Source organism: Sneathiella sp. (assembly GCF_041689005.1).
Taxonomy (GTDB): domain Bacteria; phylum Pseudomonadota; class Alphaproteobacteria; order Sneathiellales; family Sneathiellaceae; genus Sneathiella.
Genome location: NZ_JBDNHC010000120.1, coordinates 1 through 18,070 on the forward strand (window position 1 = coordinate 1; position 18,070 = coordinate 18,070).

The 18,070-nt window shown below is 53.1% G+C and carries 19 protein-coding genes and 2 pseudogenes; 10 read left to right on the forward strand and 11 right to left on the reverse strand.

Annotation, left to right across the window (positions count from 1 at the left end):
- Together ACESNI_RS13615 and ACESNI_RS13620 are read left to right on the forward strand one after the other, a co-directional pair.
- A pseudogene (locus ACESNI_RS13615) lies at positions 1-731 on the forward strand (tetratricopeptide repeat protein); the annotation flags it as partial.
- An 11-nt stretch (positions 732-742) separates the two neighbouring features.
- Positions 743-1,246 (forward strand): DUF962 domain-containing protein, encoded by a 504-nt coding sequence (locus tag ACESNI_RS13620; protein ID WP_373087750.1) that lies wholly within the window; start codon positions 743-745, stop codon positions 1,244-1,246.
- Between the two features lie 8 nt (positions 1,247-1,254).
- Here the strand turns inward: ACESNI_RS13620 and ACESNI_RS13625 are convergent, their stop codons facing one another.
- Positions 1,255-1,746, reverse strand: a complete 492-nt coding sequence (locus ACESNI_RS13625; RefSeq protein ID WP_373087753.1) for a hypothetical protein — start codon at positions 1,744-1,746, stop codon at positions 1,255-1,257.
- Positions 1,747-1,852: 106 nt separating this feature from the next.
- Positions 1,853-2,263 (reverse strand): DUF2794 domain-containing protein, encoded by a 411-nt coding sequence (locus ACESNI_RS13630; protein WP_373087756.1) that lies wholly within the window; start codon positions 2,261-2,263, stop codon positions 1,853-1,855.
- Between the two features lie 121 nt (positions 2,264-2,384).
- On the opposite strand from ACESNI_RS13630, the gene msrB reads away from it, so the two are divergent.
- Together msrB and ACESNI_RS13640 are read left to right on the forward strand one after the other, a co-directional pair.
- Positions 2,385-2,789 (forward strand): peptide-methionine (R)-S-oxide reductase MsrB, encoded by a 405-nt coding sequence (gene msrB, locus ACESNI_RS13635; RefSeq protein ID WP_373087758.1) that lies wholly within the window; start codon positions 2,385-2,387, stop codon positions 2,787-2,789.
- A gap of 6 nt (positions 2,790-2,795) precedes the next feature.
- Positions 2,796-3,299 (forward strand): cupin domain-containing protein, encoded by a 504-nt coding sequence (locus ACESNI_RS13640; RefSeq protein WP_373087760.1) that lies wholly within the window; start codon positions 2,796-2,798, stop codon positions 3,297-3,299.
- Positions 3,300-3,305: 6 nt separating this feature from the next.
- Here ACESNI_RS13640 and ACESNI_RS13645 read toward each other — a convergent pair whose 3' ends face one another.
- Genes ACESNI_RS13645 through ACESNI_RS13660 form a run of 4 tightly spaced genes read right to left on the reverse strand, consistent with a single transcriptional unit; the run spans position 3,306 to position 7,118 of the window.
- On the reverse strand, positions 3,306-4,325 hold the full coding sequence (locus tag ACESNI_RS13645; RefSeq protein WP_373087763.1) for an ABC transporter ATP-binding protein: 1,020 nt from the start codon (positions 4,323-4,325) through the stop codon (positions 3,306-3,308).
- The gene (locus ACESNI_RS13650) at positions 4,322-5,317 is read right to left on the reverse strand and encodes an ABC transporter ATP-binding protein (RefSeq protein WP_373087766.1); all 996 of its coding nucleotides are present in this window, start codon (positions 5,315-5,317) and stop codon (positions 4,322-4,324) included. The genes ACESNI_RS13645 and ACESNI_RS13650 overlap by 4 nt, the downstream gene beginning before the upstream one ends.
- 2 nt (positions 5,318-5,319) lie before the next feature.
- On the reverse strand, positions 5,320-6,171 hold the full coding sequence (locus ACESNI_RS13655; protein ID WP_373087768.1) for an ABC transporter permease: 852 nt from the start codon (positions 6,169-6,171) through the stop codon (positions 5,320-5,322).
- Positions 6,168-7,118, reverse strand: a complete 951-nt coding sequence (locus tag ACESNI_RS13660; protein ID WP_373087770.1) for an ABC transporter permease — start codon at positions 7,116-7,118, stop codon at positions 6,168-6,170. Before ACESNI_RS13660 ends, ACESNI_RS13655 begins: the two co-directional genes overlap by 4 nt.
- A 250-nt stretch (positions 7,119-7,368) precedes the next feature.
- Here ACESNI_RS13660 and ACESNI_RS13665 point away from each other — a divergent pair, with 250 nt between their 5' ends.
- A complete protein-coding gene (locus ACESNI_RS13665) occupies positions 7,369-7,983 on the forward strand; it encodes an SCO family protein (protein WP_373087773.1) in 615 nt (204 codons plus the stop codon).
- An 88-nt stretch (positions 7,984-8,071) separates the two neighbouring features.
- On the forward strand, positions 8,072-8,482 hold the full coding sequence (locus tag ACESNI_RS13670) for a copper chaperone PCu(A)C (protein WP_373087776.1): 411 nt from the start codon (positions 8,072-8,074) through the stop codon (positions 8,480-8,482).
- Between the two features lie 24 nt (positions 8,483-8,506).
- Here ACESNI_RS13670 and ACESNI_RS13675 read toward each other — a convergent pair whose 3' ends face one another.
- On the reverse strand, positions 8,507-9,337 hold the full coding sequence (locus ACESNI_RS13675) for a MaoC family dehydratase N-terminal domain-containing protein (RefSeq protein WP_373087777.1): 831 nt from the start codon (positions 9,335-9,337) through the stop codon (positions 8,507-8,509).
- A 90-nt stretch (positions 9,338-9,427) separates the two neighbouring features.
- Between ACESNI_RS13675 and ACESNI_RS13680 the strand changes: the two genes are divergently transcribed.
- Positions 9,428-10,381 carry a CHAD domain-containing protein gene (locus tag ACESNI_RS13680; RefSeq protein ID WP_373087779.1) on the forward strand — a complete coding sequence of 318 codons (954 nt, stop codon included), beginning with the start codon at positions 9,428-9,430 and terminating at the stop codon, positions 10,379-10,381.
- Here ACESNI_RS13680 and ACESNI_RS13685 read toward each other — a convergent pair whose 3' ends face one another.
- The 3 genes from ACESNI_RS13685 to ACESNI_RS13695 form a co-directional block, all read right to left on the reverse strand.
- Entirely contained in the window at positions 10,382-11,185 is an 804-nt protein-coding gene (locus ACESNI_RS13685) for a sterol desaturase family protein (protein WP_373087781.1), read from the reverse strand. It abuts the gene before it with no gap.
- A gap of 146 nt (positions 11,186-11,331) precedes the next feature.
- Positions 11,332-11,742, reverse strand: a complete 411-nt coding sequence (locus ACESNI_RS13690; protein WP_373087783.1) for a tellurite resistance TerB family protein — start codon at positions 11,740-11,742, stop codon at positions 11,332-11,334.
- Positions 11,743-11,803: 61 nt separating this feature from the next.
- Positions 11,804-14,578: an ATP-dependent DNA helicase gene (locus ACESNI_RS13695; RefSeq protein ID WP_373087785.1), complete on the reverse strand. Its 2,775-nt coding sequence runs from the start codon at positions 14,576-14,578 to the stop codon at positions 11,804-11,806.
- 105 nt (positions 14,579-14,683) lie between these two features.
- On the opposite strand from ACESNI_RS13695, the gene ACESNI_RS13700 reads away from it, so the two are divergent.
- Positions 14,684-16,273 carry a lysine--tRNA ligase gene (locus tag ACESNI_RS13700; protein WP_373087787.1) on the forward strand — a complete coding sequence of 530 codons (1,590 nt, stop codon included), beginning with the start codon at positions 14,684-14,686 and terminating at the stop codon, positions 16,271-16,273.
- 26 nt (positions 16,274-16,299) lie between these two features.
- Here ACESNI_RS13700 and ACESNI_RS13705 read toward each other — a convergent pair whose 3' ends face one another.
- Positions 16,300-17,145, reverse strand: coding sequence for a branched-chain amino acid aminotransferase (locus ACESNI_RS13705; RefSeq protein ID WP_373087790.1), 846 nt, complete (start codon positions 17,143-17,145; stop codon positions 16,300-16,302).
- A gap of 172 nt (positions 17,146-17,317) precedes the next feature.
- Here ACESNI_RS13705 and ACESNI_RS13710 point away from each other — a divergent pair, with 172 nt between their 5' ends.
- Both ACESNI_RS13710 and ACESNI_RS13715 read left to right on the forward strand, forming a co-directional pair.
- Positions 17,318-17,659, forward strand: a complete 342-nt coding sequence (locus ACESNI_RS13710; RefSeq protein ID WP_373087792.1) for a DUF952 domain-containing protein — start codon at positions 17,318-17,320, stop codon at positions 17,657-17,659.
- Between the two features lie 4 nt (positions 17,660-17,663).
- A pseudogene (locus ACESNI_RS13715) lies at positions 17,664-18,070 on the forward strand (dihydroorotate dehydrogenase (quinone)); the annotation flags it as partial.

Consider the following 18,070-nt stretch of genomic DNA (forward strand, 5'->3'; position numbering starts at 1 on the left):
ATGTCATGCTGACGCAGGGACGGCTTGATGAGGGGATCAAGTGGATGCAGGGGCTGTCCGACGAATGGGAGGATCGCAACAGCTTCATGCTGACGCATAACTGGTGGCATCAGTCCCTGTTTTATCTGGAGCAGGAGGATTATGAAACGCCGCTCAAGATCTATGATGAAAAAGTATGGGGCGTCGATAAATCTTACAGTTTAGACCAGGTAAATTCTGTATCATTGCTCTGGCGTCTGGAGCAGCTGGGGGTTGATGTAGGGGACCGGTGGGATGATGTGAGCAAATACGTTGCGACACGATATCTTGTCAATGACCAGCCGTTTTTCGATATGCATTATGGCTATGCGTTGGCGAAGGGAAGACACCAGGATGCGCTGGAAAAACTGATGACGGGAATGGAGAGGCAGGCACGGGAGGCGCCCGAGTTGCTTCGGAAGACCTGGGCGGGGGTAGCTCTGCCGGCGACGCGGGGATTTATCGCGATCGTCGAGGGGAATTACAAGGAGGCGGTCCGGCAGCTTGAAGGCGCACAGCCGCGCTTTCAGGAAGTTGGGGGAAGCCATGCCCAGAGGGACCTGTTCGAGCTCGCTTGGCTAACCAGCTTGATAAAGTCCGGTGATATGGAAAGAGCGTATCCGATTGTTAAAAAGCGCCTCGCATTTAGGAAAAACGTCCCGATGGAGGCAAACCTGATGGCCCAGGTGCAACGCAGCAAGGGGAATATTTAGGGAGATATATTATGGCGCAAGAGGCAGCAGTAAACGCGGAACACCGACGGGTACTTTCCTTGTTGGCAGAATATGGCATCAGCCACCAGAACAAGCGCAACAAGTTGATCCACTGGTTTGCCGTTCCCGTTATCGTCTGGACAATCGTTGCCATGTTATGGGAAATACCGGTCCCGGACAGTTTCTCAAGTCTCGCGTATCTGAACTGGGCGACAATCGCGTTGGCGGCGACAATTGTCTATTACCTCTTTCTTTCATGGACATTGGCAATCGGTATGGCTCTTTTAGCTGCTCTTTGTGCGGCTCTGGTAGTGCTTTACCTGCAGGCGCCGGTGGCAGGTCTGCCGCTGTGGCAGTTCGCGGTTATTGCCTTCGTCATTGCCTGGGCCTTCCAGTTCATCGGCCATCAGATCGAAGGCCGGAAGCCCTCCTTTTTCAAGGATATCCAATTTCTGCTGATTGGTCCGGCTTGGCTGATGAGCTTCATATACAGGAAACTCGGGCTTCCCGTTTAAGTCGGCCCCTAGTTCGTCACGTGCAGGTTATAATCCGGCGTGGTGTTGAGCGGGCAGGAATACAGATATTCTCCCTCCTTTAGCTCGACGACATAGTCCAGGGTCACGCCGGTATCGAGCCCGCCGCCGGAAACACTCGTCTTGGTGAGTTTGTCGAGAGGGTTGGCCCAGTTATAATCCTTGTCGCGCACCCAGAAACCGAGTGAGTAGGGGACATTTTTATTGGTCACCCGAAAGATATATTTGCCGGGCTTGAGGGTACGAGCCTTGGATTCGGCTACTCTTTTTTCACCGGTTTCCGCATTAATCTTTTCGCAGTCAGATTGCTGCTGGGAGGTAAATCCACGGTCAATGCCATCTTCTGCCTCGATAAATTGGCACGGCGTTTGGGTCAAAGTGATGACCGTTGCTGCTTCCTCCGCATGAAGCAATGGTGATGCGCTTAAGATGAGGGCGGCCAACCCCGCGGCCATTGAAAAACGATAGACGCGGTATCCCATTTGATATCTCCGTTTTGGCTGAAAATGCTATGCTGTTCCGGAGCATATTCCAGAAAATCCGGCTTTTTATCAAATCAACTGGTTTCACCCTTGCGTGAGCCTCACGCTAATCATCTTCGATGGTGTCAAAGCGCTTGCGATCAAAAACCTTAAGGACCTGGGCCAAGGTTTTTCCGCGTTTCAGAATACGGCCATTCTGAGCAAGGACCGAATAGGCCCCCTGTTTGGCGGCAAGTCTAGGTTCCTTGTAAATCCGGAAAAGAGGGCGATCGGCCGTGCGGTGAAAAATTGCGAATATACAGGCAGTCTTGTTCTGACCAATGGCATAATCGCGCCACTCGGACCGGGCGACCATTCTCCCGTATACTTGAAAAATTTGGCCGAGCTCCGCCCGATTGAAGAATACAGGAGCTTGTAATTGCCCCGATCTTGCACTCCGCGCCGATCGGGTCAAATAGTGATCGTCGAAACTTACAACCTCGCTCATAATCGCTCCTGATCGCTTCAACCTCCGCATTTTCCGCGAAGCTGCTAAATTCGTCAAGTATTGTGAATGACATTTCTCCAACTTCTCCTATATTTAAGATTGATATGGGACTGTTCAATAAATAGTTTTCCCGCAGGAAGAAGAGGCAGACATGAGTGAAAAAATTGTGAAAAGTGATGCGGAATGGCGGCAGGAGCTCACGCCCGAGCAATATCGGGTCGCGCGCAAAAAAGGCACGGAAAGAGCATTTACCGGTGAGTATAACGACAACAAGAAACCCGGTGTCTACGCTTGCGTATGCTGCGGGGAACCTCTGTTCTCTTCAGACACAAAATTTGACTCCGGAACCGGCTGGCCAAGTTTCTGGGACCCGATGGATGCCGAAAAAGTTGGCGAAGTGGATGATCGCGGCCTTTTCATGAAACGGACAGAGGTCATTTGCAATAAATGCGATGCGCATCTGGGCCATGTCTTCCCGGATGGACCGCAGCCGACCGGACTCCGATATTGCCTGAATTCCGCTGCGCTGGACTTTAAAGACAAAAAGGGGGAATAACCTGCGATGACGGAGACTCCTGATTCTACAAAGGAAACGTCGGCGGGTGTAACCAGCGTAAAGGCGGAAGATGTTGCCCCGCGTGTCAAGCCGTCAAACTACCCCGAGCCGTTTTTTAGCCGAATGAGTGGCCGGGAAAAGCGGCAGCTGGGTGACGTATTCGGCCTCGGTAATTTCGGTGTCAACCTGACCAGGCTGTTTCCCGGCGGTGAGTCCGCCCTTTTGCACAAGCACAGCAAGCAGGATGAGTTTATCTATGTTCTGGAAGGGGAGCCGACCCTTGTCACGGAGTCCGCAGAAGTTATTCTGAAACCCGGATATTGCGCCGGTTTCCCCGCTCGCGGCGAGGCCCATCAACTGGTCAACCGAACGAAATCCGATGTGGTTTACCTTGAAATCGGAGATCGGAGGCCGGGTGATGAAGGCAGCTATCCGAAAGATGATCTAAAAGCCGCGTTGGGCGCAGACGGAAATTGGCAGTTCACGCATAAGGATGGCCAGCCTTATTGAGCGTGGTCAGTCGATGCCCCTGCTTTTGCTGCTTTCGAGCAGGTCTGCTGAAAAATGGCAGGCGGCGACATGATCGGCTTGAACCTCGACGAGGGGTGGCTTGAGGGTCGCGCAGATCTCCTGTGCCATGGGACATCGATCGCGAAACGAGCATCCTGTTCGCTGCTCCGTCTGACCGGTCACATTGCCTTTCAGTTTAATTCGTTCACGTCTTTTCGTCGCACCGGCTACTGGCACGGCATCCAGTAGAATGCGCGTATATGGATGCGCTGGAGTGGCGAAAAGATCCTCGGTTTTCCCTTTTTCGACGATCTCGCCGAGATACATCACGGCCACTTCATCGCAAAGATACTCGACAACCGCAAGATCGTGACTGATGAACATATAGGTCACGCCAAATTCTTCCTGAAGGTCCTTCAAGAGATTGAGGACTTGCGCCTGAACCGAAACATCAAGGGCGGAGACGGCTTCGTCAGCGACGATAAGTTCGGGATGGGTAATCAGCGCCCGGGCAATGGCAATCCGCTGGCGCTGGCCGCCTGAAAATTCATGCGGGTACTTGGCGACGTCCTGTTTCTTGAGGCCCACCGATTCAAGCACATGTTCGACGCGCTGCCTTCGCTCGGCCGTCGTAATGGCGCCGAGGGCAGCCAATGGCTCCGACACGATCCGGCCGACTGTATGATGCGGATCGAGGGAACCGTAGGGATCCTGAAATACCATCTGGAAATGGCGGCGCAACGGACGCAACTCGTCGAAGGTCAGGCCGATAACTTCCTTTCCGAGGATCCGGACCGAGCCTGAATCGGTTTCTTCAAGGGCCATGACATTGCGGGCAAGCGTTGATTTTCCGCAGCCGCTCTCGCCAACAATGCCGAAACTTTTGCCTTTCTGAATCTGGAAACTAACGCCGTTTAGTGCGTAGACATGGCCCGGTTTGGCAAACAGACTTTCCCGCGGCAGTCGGTAATGGCGCACCAGATCCTTTACTTCCAATACAGGGACCCGGGCTAACGTTTGGGTCATGAAAACAGCTCCTCTGTTCTCTTGCTACGGGCCTCGGACAGGTGATGGCAGGCGACATTGTGATCCGCCGCGGCTACTATCACAGGCGGAGGCGTGTCTCGGCAAATTTCCGTTGCCAGTGGGCACCGATCAGTGAAAGTGCAGCCCGAAGGCAGGCTGACGAGATCGGGAACGGTTCCCGGAATTGTGACAAGCCGGCTGCCCCGGGCCCGCCCGAGCCTAGGCATGGCCGCGAACAGCCCTTGAGTATAGGGATGGGAAAGATCGTCGAAAATATGGGCGGTTTTGCCGGTCTCCACGGCCGCGCCACCATACATAACCATGACATTATCGGTATTTTCGGAAATAACGCCCAGATCATGGGAAATAAGGATGAGCGCCATTCCTTCTTCGTGCACCAAAACCTGAATGAGATCGAGGATCTGGTCCTGAATGGTGACATCAAGGGCAGTTGTCGGCTCATCGGCGATCAGGATATCGGGCCCACAGGAGAGGGCCATGGCAATCATTACCCGTTGACGCTGCCCTCCTGACAGTTGATGCGGATAATTTTCAATACGTTTCATAGGGTTTGGAATACCAACCCGGTCGAGAAGGCGTATCGCCTCCTGCCGTGCTTCGGTAATCGACAAGCCCCTGTGAAGCCTGAGCGGTTCCATGATCTGCCGGCCAACGGTGTGGACAGGATTGAGCGACGTCATTGGTTCCTGAAAAATCATTGCCATTCTGTTGCCACGAACATGGCACATCTCGGATTCGGATTGTTTCTGCAGATCGCTGCCATCAAGGATAATCTCGCCTGTTGTCGTGCTGCGTTCAGGAAGAAGGCGCATCAGGGCGAGGGCAGTCATTGATTTTCCACAGCCGCTTTCGCCCACAATTCCGAGGGTTTGCCCTCTTTCAAGCGTAAAGGTCAGGTTTCGGACCGCCCGCGCAGGGCCGTCGCTGGTCGCAAGAAAAACGCTGAGATCATGGACAGAGAGTAAGGTCATGTTCAGCGGGTCCTTGACAGTCTGGGATCAAGTATATCGCGCAGGCCGTCGCCGAGCAGGTTCAGCCCGAAAACGGCAATGGCGATGGCAAGACCGGGATAAATCGCCTGCATCGGGTCGAGGAATATCAGCGCCTGAGCCTCATTCAGCATCCGGCCCCAAGACGGGTCCGGCGGCTGCGTACCGAGACCAAGGTAGGAAAGGGCAGCCTCAGCAAGAATGGCAATGGCAAACAGGATGGTCGCCTGCACGACGATGATCGACAGAATATTGGGCAGGATATGCTCAAAAGTGATGCGGAAACGTCCTTTGCCAGCGGCCCGGGCTGCCATGACAAACTCCCGCGTCCAGATTGCATTGGCGGATCCGCGGGTCAATCTTGCAAATACCGGGATATTGTAAAGCCCGATCGCAAGGATGGAATTGACACCGCCCGGCCCCAAAATCGCGGTCAGCATAATGGCAGACAGGATTGCCGGAAAGGCAAAGGAAAAATCACTGAACCGCATGATCAGCTCTTCCGTCCAACCGCCTCTCGCAGCCGCCAGCAATCCAAGACTGACGCCAATGGAAAGTCCGATAGAGACGGCGACGACGGCAACGACGATCGAGTTTTGAGTTCCGGTCATCAGCATCGAGATAATGTCTCGTCCAAATTGATCCGTCCCCAGCCAGTGATCGGCAGAAGGGGGCAGGAACCGATTTGCGATAGAGATATCAAAGGCTGATCCCGGCGTCCAGAAAAGCGAGATGACGGCGCAGAGTAACAAGAAGCCTGTCATTACACTGCCAATGACAAAACTGCGGCTTTTCCGGCTGCGGCTAGCGAAGGAGGTGGACCGGTTTGTACTCATATGTCGTGAGCTTTCAAACGCGGATCAACGACGGCATACAGAATATCAACAATAAAATTCACCGTGATAACCATCGTTGCCAAAAGCAATACAACATTCTCGACAACGATGGTGTCACGGTTATTAATGGCTTTCAGCACAAGGGACCCTAAGCCCGGAATATGGAAGACATTCTCGACAACAACCGTTCCGGTCAGCAGGGCGGCAAACTGAATGCCGGTGACGGTCAGGACCGGAATCAACGCATTGCGTAAAACATGCCGCCAGAGTGTTGCCCGCTCGCTCAATCCCTTGGCGCGGGCTGTTCGTACATAATCCTCGCGAAAAACCTCAAGAACGGACGATCGGGTAATCCGGGCCAGTATGGCGCCAACAACGGTTGATAATGCGATGGCGGGCAGCAGCAGGGCCGTTAGGCATTTAAGGATACCTTCATCCCAACCGGGAAATCCGCCTGCGGGCAGCCATCGAAGTTGTATGGCGAACAGAATAATCAGCAAGATGGCGAGCCAGAAATTCGGGATGGAAATGCCCAATTGGCTGATGCCCATCAAGGTTACATCTCCGGCTTTGTTATGATTTGCCGCGGCATAAAGTCCGATTGCGAGGGCCAGAATGATACTCAGGACAAGGGACATGAGAGCCAGCGGAATGGTAATGCCAAGCGCGCCCCCGACAAGCTCCCAGACAGGCACTTTATAGGCGTAGCTATGCCCCATATATCCATGAAATAGCCCGCTGATCCAGTCCCAGTATCGCACGGGGGCAGGGCGGTCGAGGCCAAGTTCACGGGTAAGAGAGAGCACCGCCTCATCGGACGCATCAACCCCCAGGATGACCAACGCGGGATTGCCGGGAAGTATCTCCATAACCAGAAAAATGATCATGGACGCGCCGATCAAGGTCGCCATCAGTGTCAATAATCGTTTAACTAAAAAGACGCTCATATTTTATGTGCCGGATAGCGAGAAAGATCCAAGTCGGATTATAATTGGCTTGTGACAACAAGGGTATCGCCAGAAGGTTTGACGGTCAATCTTCGATAATGTGCATTTCATCCCGACTGCGTTACAATGCCGCATCGCATTATTGTACTCGTAGTCTAGTATTCTGCCGGTTTATGCATGGCGTACAATAAGGATCAGCCCGTAAACGGCACGGATTACACACCAGGTTGTTTCTTTGTGAGGCGTTTAAATGAATAAAATATTTGGCTTTTTTATTGTCTTTTTCCTGCTGGTCAGCTCGCTTGGGATTGGACTATGGGTCTCCGGTGAATTTAATATGCCCGGCGACCGTCCATCTTCAAAATCAACCGTCATTGTTGGAGGACCGCAATTAGGCGGCCCGTTTGAATTGGTTAATCACAAGGGTGAGACCGTGACAGACGAGGATTTTCGCGGCAAATTGATGTTGGTCTTTTTCGGCTATACCAATTGCCCCGATGTCTGCCCGACCGAGATGCAGACGATTTCGCTGGCAATGCAGGCATTGGGCGATGACGCGGACGAAGTCGTTCCGATTTTTGTTACCGTCGATCCGGCGCGAGACACAGTCGACGTGATGGCAGATTTTGTCAGCGCCTTCGATCCCTCCCTCATTGGGCTGACCGGAACGGATGCCCAGATTGACAAGATCAAGGATGAATACAGGGTTTACGGTGAAAAAGGGGAGGGAGAGGATCAGGATTATTATCTCGTAAATCACACCTCATTCACCTATTTGATGGGCCGGGATGGCAAACTCGTTACGGTGTTCTCCTACGGCACACCGGCGGAGGACATGGCCGCAAAAATTCGAGAGCAAATTTAATCGAGAAAAGGAACAATCAACGATGATGAAATTGAGATTTTTACCGTTAATATTGGCAGTTATTTTCACAGTAGGGGGTGGTTTGGCCATGTCCCCTGCCTTTAGCGCGGAAAAACAGGACATCACCGTCAAGGATGCCTGGTCGCGGGAGCGGCCGTCCGGGGCCGTCGTCGGAGGTGCCTTTCTAACTATCCAGAATACCGCGAACCATCCTGATCGGCTGATATCGGCGTCAACTCCGATTGCTGATCGTGCGGAAGTTCATGAGTCCGTTATGAAGGACGGCGTAATGGGCATGCTCCACAGAGATGAAATTATTATCGTATCCGGCGAAACCGTGATCCTCAAGCCCGGCAGCTTCCACGTGATGCTGATGGGACTCAAGGAAGATCTAACCAAGGGCAAGACCTTCCCGTTGACACTGACTTTCGCCCGTGCCGGCGACATAACGGTCACGGTTCATGTCGAGGACGCAGGCGCAATGAAATCGACTAAGTAATATCTACCTGATACTCTGTCGGCTCTAGAACTCAGCAGTGGCGGAAACAGCAAGTTCACCGTCTGGACCTTTGACCCAGACGGTGCAGCGGTCCTCACTGTCCGCTTTACCCGTGATTGTGAACGGTCTGGTGTCGAAAATCGGGTTATAATTCCTGAAATTGAAGTTTTTGAGACTGCGGCTGTTCATTTTCTGAACAGCAAGGCGCATCAACAATGTCCCGAGCAGCGGGCCATGGACAATCAGCCCAGGGTAGCCCTCTTCGTTAATACAATATTCGCGGTCGTAATGAATGCGATGGCCATTGAATGTCAGAGCTGAATACCGAAAGAGCATGACGGGGTCAGGCGTGATCGTGACGTCCCATTCTCCGTCCGTCGGCGCCGCTTGCGGCTGTTTGGTGCCAGAGACCCCCTCCGTTGAGGCGGCGCGGAACACCAGGTCATGTTCTTCCGTCAGGCACAGACCTTTTTCGTTGCGGATTTCGTGCTCGACCGTGACGAAGACAAGTTTCCCCGTTCGTCCCTCTTTCGGGGTGACGCTTTTTATAGTCGACGTTTTTTCCGCGAGGTCGCCAGCCTGTAGAGGGTTGTTAAATGAGAGGCGGCCACCGGCCCACATCCGCCTTGGTAATTCTATTGGCGGCAGGAAATCACCCTTGAAGGCATGGCCATCCAGGTCAAGTCGCGATTGTTTGTCGGTGGGGAGAAAATACATCCAATGTCCCCCCGGCGGGACAAGAGCAGAGGCTGGAATATCCTCATCCATTAGCGCGGCATAGCCGTTTAGTGATTGCTGATGGATAATTTCGACCCGTTTCTCCTGCTTGCCAACCCAGTCATCCAGTTTCTTCATTCTTTTTCTCTAACTTGCATTATAGATGTGGAACTGATTACCATAAGCGCTTTGATCCCGTCCGTAAACTTTTGAAAGTAGAGATAATCCATGGTGACGCCGACCGCCTATAAATTACCGGATATTGATCTGTCCGGTAATCTTGATGTTGAAACGGCGGCAAAACTGATTTTTCGGGAGTCTGCTCATCACTTGAAAACCAATTTCAGGCAATTCAAGAAAAATGAGGACGCGGCGGCCCTGATGCAAATCAGGATCGGCGTGCGACGGATAAGGGTGGCTCTCAATATTTTCAGGCAAATCATTCCAAAAGAGGTTCGAACGGGATTCAACCGGGAATTCAGATATTTTGGAAATCTTTTGGGAGATGCCCGGAACATGGACGTGTTCTTGAACGGAACACTTGCACCGGGTCCCAACTACACGAAATTCCAGCGTGCCGAGGAGGAATTGCTCCGACAGGGGAAAGCCGTTCGCGAGGATGAGTATGAGACGATCACCCGGGAAATATTTGGCGGCCATTTTGAACGAACCACCAAGGCCTTTGATGTTTGGCGGAAAAGTAACTGGGCCGAAAAACTTGGCCGGTCCGCGAGGAAGGTCCTGAAGGATCCGATTGCTCCATTTGCCCTTGTCACTATAGATGAGGGAAGCATAGCGCTTCTTAATCAGGGCGCGGATGTGACCCATTTGTCGGCAGCGGAATTACACGATATTCGCAAATACATCAAAAAGTCCCGGTATCATCTGCGATTTTTCGCGTCGCTTTTTCACGAGCAGAAATTGCAGGAAGGGTTCACGTTACTTGTCCAGATGCAGGATCGTCTTGGCCATATCAATGATGTGAAGGAAGGGATGATTATTCTGGGCAGACTGAGCGCCTGGATACGGGCAGATTATTTTTCAGATGTATTATTGTTCAATGCAAAGGTCTTTCAGGACGCCAGCCGGGAAGTGAACCAGCATCTCGAGGAATTTTTAAACCTCTGGAGTAAATATGAGGATTTTTCGCTCGATAAGTCCGATCTCAGAATTCCGGGATAATCAGCCGCGACGGAAGGGAAGCGCAAGCATCCAGAACATACTCTGCTTCCGGTCCGCCTGATATTCATTGAGCCCGATTGTCATGCCACTGTGGCCTTTCGACGGCGCGGCGGTGTAGGTGCCAAACAAATAGTCCCACCAGGGAAGATTAAAGCCGAAATTACTGTCATGCTCGCTCCGGATCACCGAATGATGAACCCGATGCATATCGGGGGTGACGATGAACCGCCGGATGACCGCATCAATCGCTGACGGCAATCCGGCATTCGCATGGTTGAACATGGTTATGGAACTGAGGGCTATCTCAAAAATAATCACGGCGACCACAGAGGGCCCGAGAGCCAGCACGGCGCCGAGTTTCAACAGCATTGACAGGACAATCTCGACCGGGTGAAACCTGGCGCCGGTTGAAAGATCGTAATCAACATCGGCGTGATGCATCTTGTGAAACCGCCATAGAAACGGGACGCGATGAGAGACGACATGTTGCCAGTAGATTACAAAATCGAGGGCAACCACCCCGATGATGATGGACAAGGCAATTGGCATCTCGACAAGATTGAGCAGCCCCCAGCCGTTATCGGCCGCAATCGCCGCAACTCCGACGGCAAGCAGGGGGAAAAGAATCCTCAAGAGAAATGTATTAATAAAGGTTACGGCGAAATTATTTGTCCATCGCCAGAGGGTCGAGACGCTTTTACGGCGTTTCGGCGCCAGTATTTCCCATAGCCCGACCGCAAAAATCGTTCCAAGGAAAAAACTCAGCCGGATGGCCGGCTCATGGTCAGAAATAAAGTCCAACAATCAGTTACCTCATGCAATTTCCTGACAGGATAGGGAAAATGCGCGATATAACCATGAAATTCAGCAATATAGCGTAAATGTGAAGTTCGTAAGCCTGCGCCCGTTAATATAGAACAGATTATTATTGGGGAGGCCCGTTTTTCCAATCAAACGCGAATAAATCGAACGGCGGCACCCCGCTCGATGGCCGCGGCTGTCAAACGGTCGACGTCAAGACCATGCCGCAGCATTTCAAGCATCCGCAATTCCTCTTGGCTGAGCTGACCATCAGAGACGGCAATATCGCAGGCAAGGGCGTAGGCCGTATCATAGAGTTTCTTCGGCAGGACCGCCCGTATTTTGCTGACGATTTCTTCCAATGCCTGATCGCCATTCAGCATATCAACGCAGGTCGTCGCGTCGCCGGGAAGATGATCTTCATCGTAATCAGAAAAAACGGGAAGGGTGCGGACAATCTCTCCGATTGTGAAGAGCTCCCGGTCCGTCATTTCGCGATCTGCGGCGGATACAATGACCATGGTCGAAATAAGGGCAGTATGCAGGTTGAGGGTCGTCATACGACAGTATCTCCGGTTTTATTTTAAAAATATGTACGCAGGATATGTGGTTCGGTACTGATTATCCAATGATATTTTTTTTAAATGCTTGTTCTTTCTCGGTAATAAAGCGCCGGGTGAGAGCGATTGTATCCTTAAGGCCTAGCCGCTGGATGTCAACTTCGGGCGGAAAGGCGGAAGCCAGACGGGAGGGCATCATACTGTCGAGCATGATAAATACACCGAAATCATCTTCGCGCCGGAGCAGCCGGCCATAGGCCTGCTTGAGTTTAAGCCGCGTCAGCTTGTCGTCATACTTGCCGCCACCGAAGGCTGCTTTGCGGGCCTTATGTTTAAGGTCTGGCCGGGGCCAGGGCACCCGATCGAAAACAATCAGCCGCAACGACCGGCCCGGAACGTCAACGCCGTCGCGAACGGCGTCAGTACCGAGTAATATCGAGTTCTCCTCTTCGCGGAAGATATCAACCAGCGTTGCGGTATCCAGTGCATCTTGATGCTGCGCATGAAGATTTAAACCCGCGGCGGCGAGAGGCGCCCGGATATTTTCATGGACGGCCCGCAGCCGCCAGATGGCTGTGAACAAGCCGATGGCACCGCCACCGCTGGCTAGGAACAATTCGCGGTAGGCCGCAGATACCTCCTTCATATGATCACGGCGGACATCGGTCACCACAATAACACGGGTCTGTCGGGCAAAATCAAACGGCGAGGCAAGATGAGCCCGTAACGGCGGTAACACCATATGATGGGCCCCGGTGCGCATATCAGCCGCCTGCCAGCTTTCTTCTTCCTCATAATTGTCGCGCAGGGTCGCAGAGGTGATAACGACACCATGCGCGGGTTTGAGAATAACCTCGGCGAAGGGCTTGGTCGGGTCGATATAACTCCGGTAATAACCAAGATCAAGCTCACGTCCGGCGATACGGTCTATGGCAAACCAGTCGACAAAGCCTTCCGGTGTCGGTGCGGCGATTTCCTTCAACATCGCCCGCCATGGCGCAATATTCATGCTATTGCGCCGGACGAGGCCCTGCACTGCGGCCTCAATACGATAGCGGGTTGAACTATCGAGTTCTTCTGCCTCCTCATCAAGTCGATTGATAAGGATTTTTGCGAGCTTTGCCATGGGGGCGGCGAGAGCGGCAAGTGTCTTTTCCAGCTTGTGCGCCGCTTTGGATAGGCCCGGAACGGTATCGCCAACAGCACATTCTATCGAATATGGACTGTCCGGCTGACCGCATCGGGCAAGGACCTGGGTGCGAACATGCATAAGAAATTCCTCCATCGGCCCGCTCGGGGTCGCCTCCCTGACACGGGCGAGCCACCCGTCTGTCGGCAGTTTTCGGCCCGCCATAATGGCCGCCTGCAAGGCGTCTGCCCCGGCATCATCGGCACCGATAAGGTCGGCAATGCGGTTTTCAAGGCCGCGCATCCGGCTCTTGCGGCCCGTATCATTTCCGGCGACCCAGCGTCGCAGCTCAGCTGTTTCCTGGCCCGTGAGATGGGCGGAAAAGGCGCTGTCGGCGGCATCGAACAAATGATGGCCTTCATCAAATACATAGCGTTTAGGTGCGAAAGGATCATCGGGGCGGGTGGCGCCATTGATCATTACCAACGCATGATTGGCAATGACGATATTTGCTTTTCGCGCTTTTCGGCCGGATTTCTCAATAAAGCATTTCCGGTAATGTGGGCAGGCGGAATAAATGCATTCACCGCGCCGGTCAGCAAGCCGGGTAATGCGAGAGCGGCCTTCCAGTCCGAGCAACCAACCCGGGAAATCCCCGCCGACCATATCGCCATCGCGTGTCGCCGCGACCCAGCGGGCAACGAGGCCAAGAACGATCTGGTCTGATTTTTGTGCGGCGCCGCCCTGCAGGGCTTCCTCAAAATTCAGCAGGCAAAGATAATTCTCCCGACCCTTGCGGACAACGGCCTTTTCCGACTTTTCCACAGGATCAGGATAAAGCCGGTTGAGTTCATCATCGATCTGGCGCTGAAGGTTTTTGGTGAAGGTCGAGATCCAGACCGGCGCGCCGTTTTTCTCCGCCCAAAGACTGGCGGGAGCGATATACCCAAGCGTCTTGCCGGTTCCGGTGCCTGCTTCGGCAAGCACAATATTGGGAGCATCTGCCTGATCCCGCGGCACAAAGGCATGCGAGGTAATGGCACTGAACTCTGCCTGTTGCGGGCGAGCCTCCGAGTTTTCATCAAGTAACTCTTTTAGCCTTTCACGGGCCTCGTTTTCGCTTACGGCGATGTCGCCGGCAGGAGGCTCCGGTGCAAAATCGGGCCATTCCGGCAGGGAACGCCAGACGTCCAGACCCCCGAAGCGCCCCTGTTTTTCCGGTGTTCCCAGTGCGGAAAGAACGGAGGGAGCCCAGTTCCAGCCGGCCAGTCCCATGGTAAAAGCGATTTCTGCGGCTTCTTTTCTCTGCCTATTATTTAAACCGGTTAAATATGATAATATGATATTCGTCGCCTCGAAGAGAGCGAGTGCCTGCTCGGCCAGATCTCTTGAAGGGATCAGACCAACAGCGCTGGCAATGCCTCTTGCTGTGGGAAGACATTGTCGCGCGGGGTAGGCGAAGGCGTAAAGCTCCAATAGGTCAAAGGCGGGAAAGGCATGAACGCCGAGATGCCGGGCCACATTCAGGCGGTGGACGACGAGGGGGGGCTCGTCCATAACCTTCGCCGCCGCGATCTTAAGACTGGTCGTCTCGATCTCCCCGTCCGCCGTCAGCCAGCAGGCAGCATCGCCCCCCACGACCAGAACCGGCACCTCAGGGAGGCGAACCTCGCCGCCGTCATTACTGTTGTCCGTTTTTTCAGTCATTTTCGCCTGTTTAAGGTGATTAGTAGGTAGCATTCGTTGACGCCACGCCCTTGTACGCCTACATTCCGCGCTTTCAAAGACCGCGTACTTCTGGAGAAGGCCATTATGTCATCAGACGCTGAAATTGCACTATCGAGCAACTCCTGGGCTTTTGTCGAGGCAAAAAAGCTTGTGGACCGCTACGCAGACGGCGCTCCAGCAAAAGGCTATGTGTTATTTGAAACCGGCTATGGCCCGTCCGGCCTGCCCCATCTGGGCACGTTCGGGGAAGTCGCGCGAACGACGATGGTTCGTCATGCGTTTAGTCTGCTATCCGATATTCCAACGCGCCTGATTGCCTTCTCCGACGATATGGACGGGCTGCGCAAGGTTCCGGATAATGTCCCGAACCAGGAATTGCTGACGGAAAATTTAAACAAGCCGCTCACGGTTGTACCTGACCCATTTGGAACACATAATAGCTTCGGTGAGCACAACAATGCTCGACTTCAGGCTTTTCTTGACCAGTTCGGCTTTGACTATGAATTCATGTCATCGACGCAATGTTATGAATCCGGCATGTTTGATGAAAGCCTGATGTTGGTCCTGAAAAACTATGAGGCCATCATCAATGTCATTCTGCCGACATTGGGACCGGAACGAAGGGCGACCTATTCCCCGTTTCTGCCCATCTGCCCGCGTACCGGCAAGGTACTTCAGGAGCCGCTAACGGCTCGCGATGAGGTGGCCGGAACAGTAACTTATAAAGACCCAGAAACCGGCGACGACGTGACGGTGCCGGTTACGGGGGGGCATTGCAAATTACAATGGAAAGTCGATTGGGCGATGCGCTGGCATGCTCTTGATGTTGACTATGAAATGGCAGGTAAGGACCTGATCGACAGCGTCACGCTATCAAGCCGGATTGTCCGGATTTTGGGCAAGAAGCCGCCGGAAGGATTTAACTACGAGCTTTTCCTGGATCAGGAGGGGAAAAAAATCTCCAAATCCAAGGGCAACGGCATCACCATCGAGGATTGGCTGAAATATGCCTCGCCGGAAAGCCTGTCGCTGTACATGTACCAGAATCCGAAGAAGGCAAAAAGATTGCATTTTGATGTGATTCCTAAGGCGGTGGATGAATATTTCACCTTTCTTGCGAAATATTCCGAACAGGAAGCTAAGCAGAGATATGCCAATCCCGTCTGGCATATTCACAGCGGCCATCCGCCGAGTGAGGGCCTGCCCATTACCTTTGGTATTCTGCTCAATCTGGCGGCGGTGGTGAATGCGCACGAGCCGTCGGTCCTTTGGGGATTTATCTCCCGCTATGCGGACGGCGCGAGTCCTGAGACCAATCCGGAACTCGACAAGCTGGTTGGCTATGCCATCGCCTATTACCATGATTTTGTCAAACCCTCGAAGCAGTATCGTTTACCGACGGATAAGGAGCGGAAGGCCTTGAGCGAACTGGCGATCCTGTTAAAGGCTTTGCCTGAAGATGCGGACGCCGCCGAAATCCAGAACCGGGTGTTCCAGGTCGGCAATGACAATGAGTTTGAAAATCTTCGCGATTGGTTCAAGGCGCTGTATGAAACGCTGCTGGGGCAATCGCAGGGCCCGCGCATGGGGTCCTTCATTGCCCTTTATGGCATTGAGGAAACCATTTCCCTGATTGAACGGGTACTCACAGGTGCGGATCTGGGAGCGGATTGATCCGCTCCCGCTGACCGGGATGAAGATTAAAATATCTGGTTTTCGCGGGCAAATTCCAAATACATTTCACGGAGCTTGCGGGCGACGGGTCCCGGCTGCAGCTCCCGGTTTTCAATACGGGTCGCTGGCATGACCTTGCCGAAATTGCCACTGTTGAACACCTCATCGGCCGACATGACGTCCTCTCGCGACATAAAAGTTTCCTGTACTTCTATCCCGACGGCCTGCGCCAACTGTTTTACCCGGCTCCGGGTTATTCCGGCAAGAAAACAGCCATTGGCCGCGGGCGTGAAGGCAACGCCGTCCTTTACTGTCCAGAGGTTGGAAGTGGCGAATTCCGCAACATTATTGTTGGCGTCCATCAGAATGGCATTGTCGAATCCCGCCTTGCGGGCATCGACAATGGCGCGGGCGGAATTCGGGTACAGGCAGGATGCCTTGGCGTCCGTCGGCGCCATATCGCGCGCCGGGCGTCGCTGGCTGGCGAAATGCGCGGAAAACCCGCTTGCGTCTGGCATCGGGCTATCATAGACGGCCAGAATGAACTCGGCGCTGTCCGGATCAGGATCAATGAAACCGTCACGGGCGAAATACATCGGGCGGATATAGAGTTCTGATTCTTTGGGAAGCTTTCTGACGGCCTGTTTGCAAAGATCAAAAACTTCGCCATCTTCCATAGTCGGGTTGTACCCGAGCGCCTTTGCAGACCGGCTGAGACGCTGGCAATGCAAATCGAGATCGGGGGCCATGCCGCGAAAGGCGCGGGCGCCGTCAAAAACCGTGGATGCCATCCAGAAGGAATGGTCCATCGGACCCAAAACCCTTGGGCATTCATCGAACCAGTCGTCTTTGTAGAAGAACACACCTGCCATTGTAGAACTACTCCTGAAAAAGTGGAGAATTCACTCCTAGCAGAAAAGGACAATTGCAGGCAAGCAACTCTGTTCTCTCTCATAGCAAATTAAAATCGTTTCTTCTGTTCAAACAGCGAGACATTCTATAATTTCTCGGGACAATTCTGGTGCTTGATTCCGGATGGGGAATATGACGATTATCTATCATATGGCGGATAAAGATGACTGGCGAGCCGCCGTCGTCGCGGGTATTTATCTTGGGACTACCGACGATAAAGAGGATGGCTTTATTCATTTTTCGACAAAAAAGACAATAGCTGAAAGTGCGGCCAAACATCGAAAGGGCGCGCGCAATCTTGTCCTGTTATCGGTGGAATCGGATGTCCTTGGGGAGCATGTACAGTGGGAACGCGCGCGGGGCGGACAATTATTTCCGCATTTATATGGTGGGCTTGAACCAAAATATGTGGTGGCCGCAGTTGACCTCCCGCTCGGACCGGATGGTGTGCATATTTTTCCCGAGCTGGACTAGTTTTATGTCGCTTTTCTATTCTGTCCTGCGTCCCTTGCTTTTCCTGATAGAGCCGGAAAAAGCCCACAGACTATCAATCCGGGCTCTGAAATCCGGTATGATACCGGCTGTGTCGAACCATGCCGATCCAATCCTTCAAACGACTGTGTTTGGCCTGTCTTTTCCAAACCCCATCGGCATTGCGGCCGGTTATGACAAGAACGCGGAAATACTAACACCCCTTGGAAAGATTGGATTTGGTTTTGTAGAAGCTGGCAGTATCACGCCGGTCTCGCAAAACGGCAATCCCCAACCCCGGCTTTTCCGACTTGTTGAAAATGAGGCCGTGATTAACCGGTTGGGTTTTAATAATCATGGCTTAGAATATGCAGCTGAAAATTTTGCTAAACGCGACAAATCTTTCATCGCGGG

Bases quoted from the DNA above. Each gene is read 5' to 3' on its own strand.
- ACESNI_RS13620 (WP_373087750.1), top strand. From the start codon at position 743: ATGGCGCAAGAGGCAGCAGTAAACGCGGAACACCGACGGGTACTTTCC.
- ACESNI_RS13625 (WP_373087753.1), bottom strand. From the start codon at position 1,746: ATGGGATACCGCGTCTATCGTTTTTCAATGGCCGCGGGGTTGGCCGCC.
- ACESNI_RS13630 (WP_373087756.1), bottom strand. From the start codon at position 2,263: ATGCGGAGGTTGAAGCGATCAGGAGCGATTATGAGCGAGGTTGTAAGT.
- msrB (WP_373087758.1), top strand. From the start codon at position 2,385: ATGAGTGAAAAAATTGTGAAAAGTGATGCGGAATGGCGGCAGGAGCTC.
- ACESNI_RS13640 (WP_373087760.1), top strand. From the start codon at position 2,796: ATGACGGAGACTCCTGATTCTACAAAGGAAACGTCGGCGGGTGTAACC.
- ACESNI_RS13645 (WP_373087763.1), bottom strand. From the start codon at position 4,325: ATGACCCAAACGTTAGCCCGGGTCCCTGTATTGGAAGTAAAGGATCTG.
- ACESNI_RS13650 (WP_373087766.1), bottom strand. From the start codon at position 5,317: ATGACCTTACTCTCTGTCCATGATCTCAGCGTTTTTCTTGCGACCAGC.
- ACESNI_RS13655 (WP_373087768.1), bottom strand. From the start codon at position 6,171: ATGAGTACAAACCGGTCCACCTCCTTCGCTAGCCGCAGCCGGAAAAGC.
- ACESNI_RS13660 (WP_373087770.1), bottom strand. From the start codon at position 7,118: ATGAGCGTCTTTTTAGTTAAACGATTATTGACACTGATGGCGACCTTG.
- ACESNI_RS13665 (WP_373087773.1), top strand. From the start codon at position 7,369: ATGAATAAAATATTTGGCTTTTTTATTGTCTTTTTCCTGCTGGTCAGC.
- ACESNI_RS13670 (WP_373087776.1), top strand. From the start codon at position 8,072: ATGTCCCCTGCCTTTAGCGCGGAAAAACAGGACATCACCGTCAAGGAT.
- ACESNI_RS13675 (WP_373087777.1), bottom strand. From the start codon at position 9,337: ATGAAGAAACTGGATGACTGGGTTGGCAAGCAGGAGAAACGGGTCGAA.
- ACESNI_RS13680 (WP_373087779.1), top strand. From the start codon at position 9,428: ATGGTGACGCCGACCGCCTATAAATTACCGGATATTGATCTGTCCGGT.
- ACESNI_RS13690 (WP_373087783.1), bottom strand. From the start codon at position 11,742: ATGACGACCCTCAACCTGCATACTGCCCTTATTTCGACCATGGTCATT.
- ACESNI_RS13695 (WP_373087785.1), bottom strand. From the start codon at position 14,578: ATGACTGAAAAAACGGACAACAGTAATGACGGCGGCGAGGTTCGCCTC.
- ACESNI_RS13700 (WP_373087787.1), top strand. From the start codon at position 14,684: ATGTCATCAGACGCTGAAATTGCACTATCGAGCAACTCCTGGGCTTTT.
- ACESNI_RS13705 (WP_373087790.1), bottom strand. From the start codon at position 17,145: ATGGCAGGTGTGTTCTTCTACAAAGACGACTGGTTCGATGAATGCCCA.
- ACESNI_RS13710 (WP_373087792.1), top strand. From the start codon at position 17,318: ATGACGATTATCTATCATATGGCGGATAAAGATGACTGGCGAGCCGCC.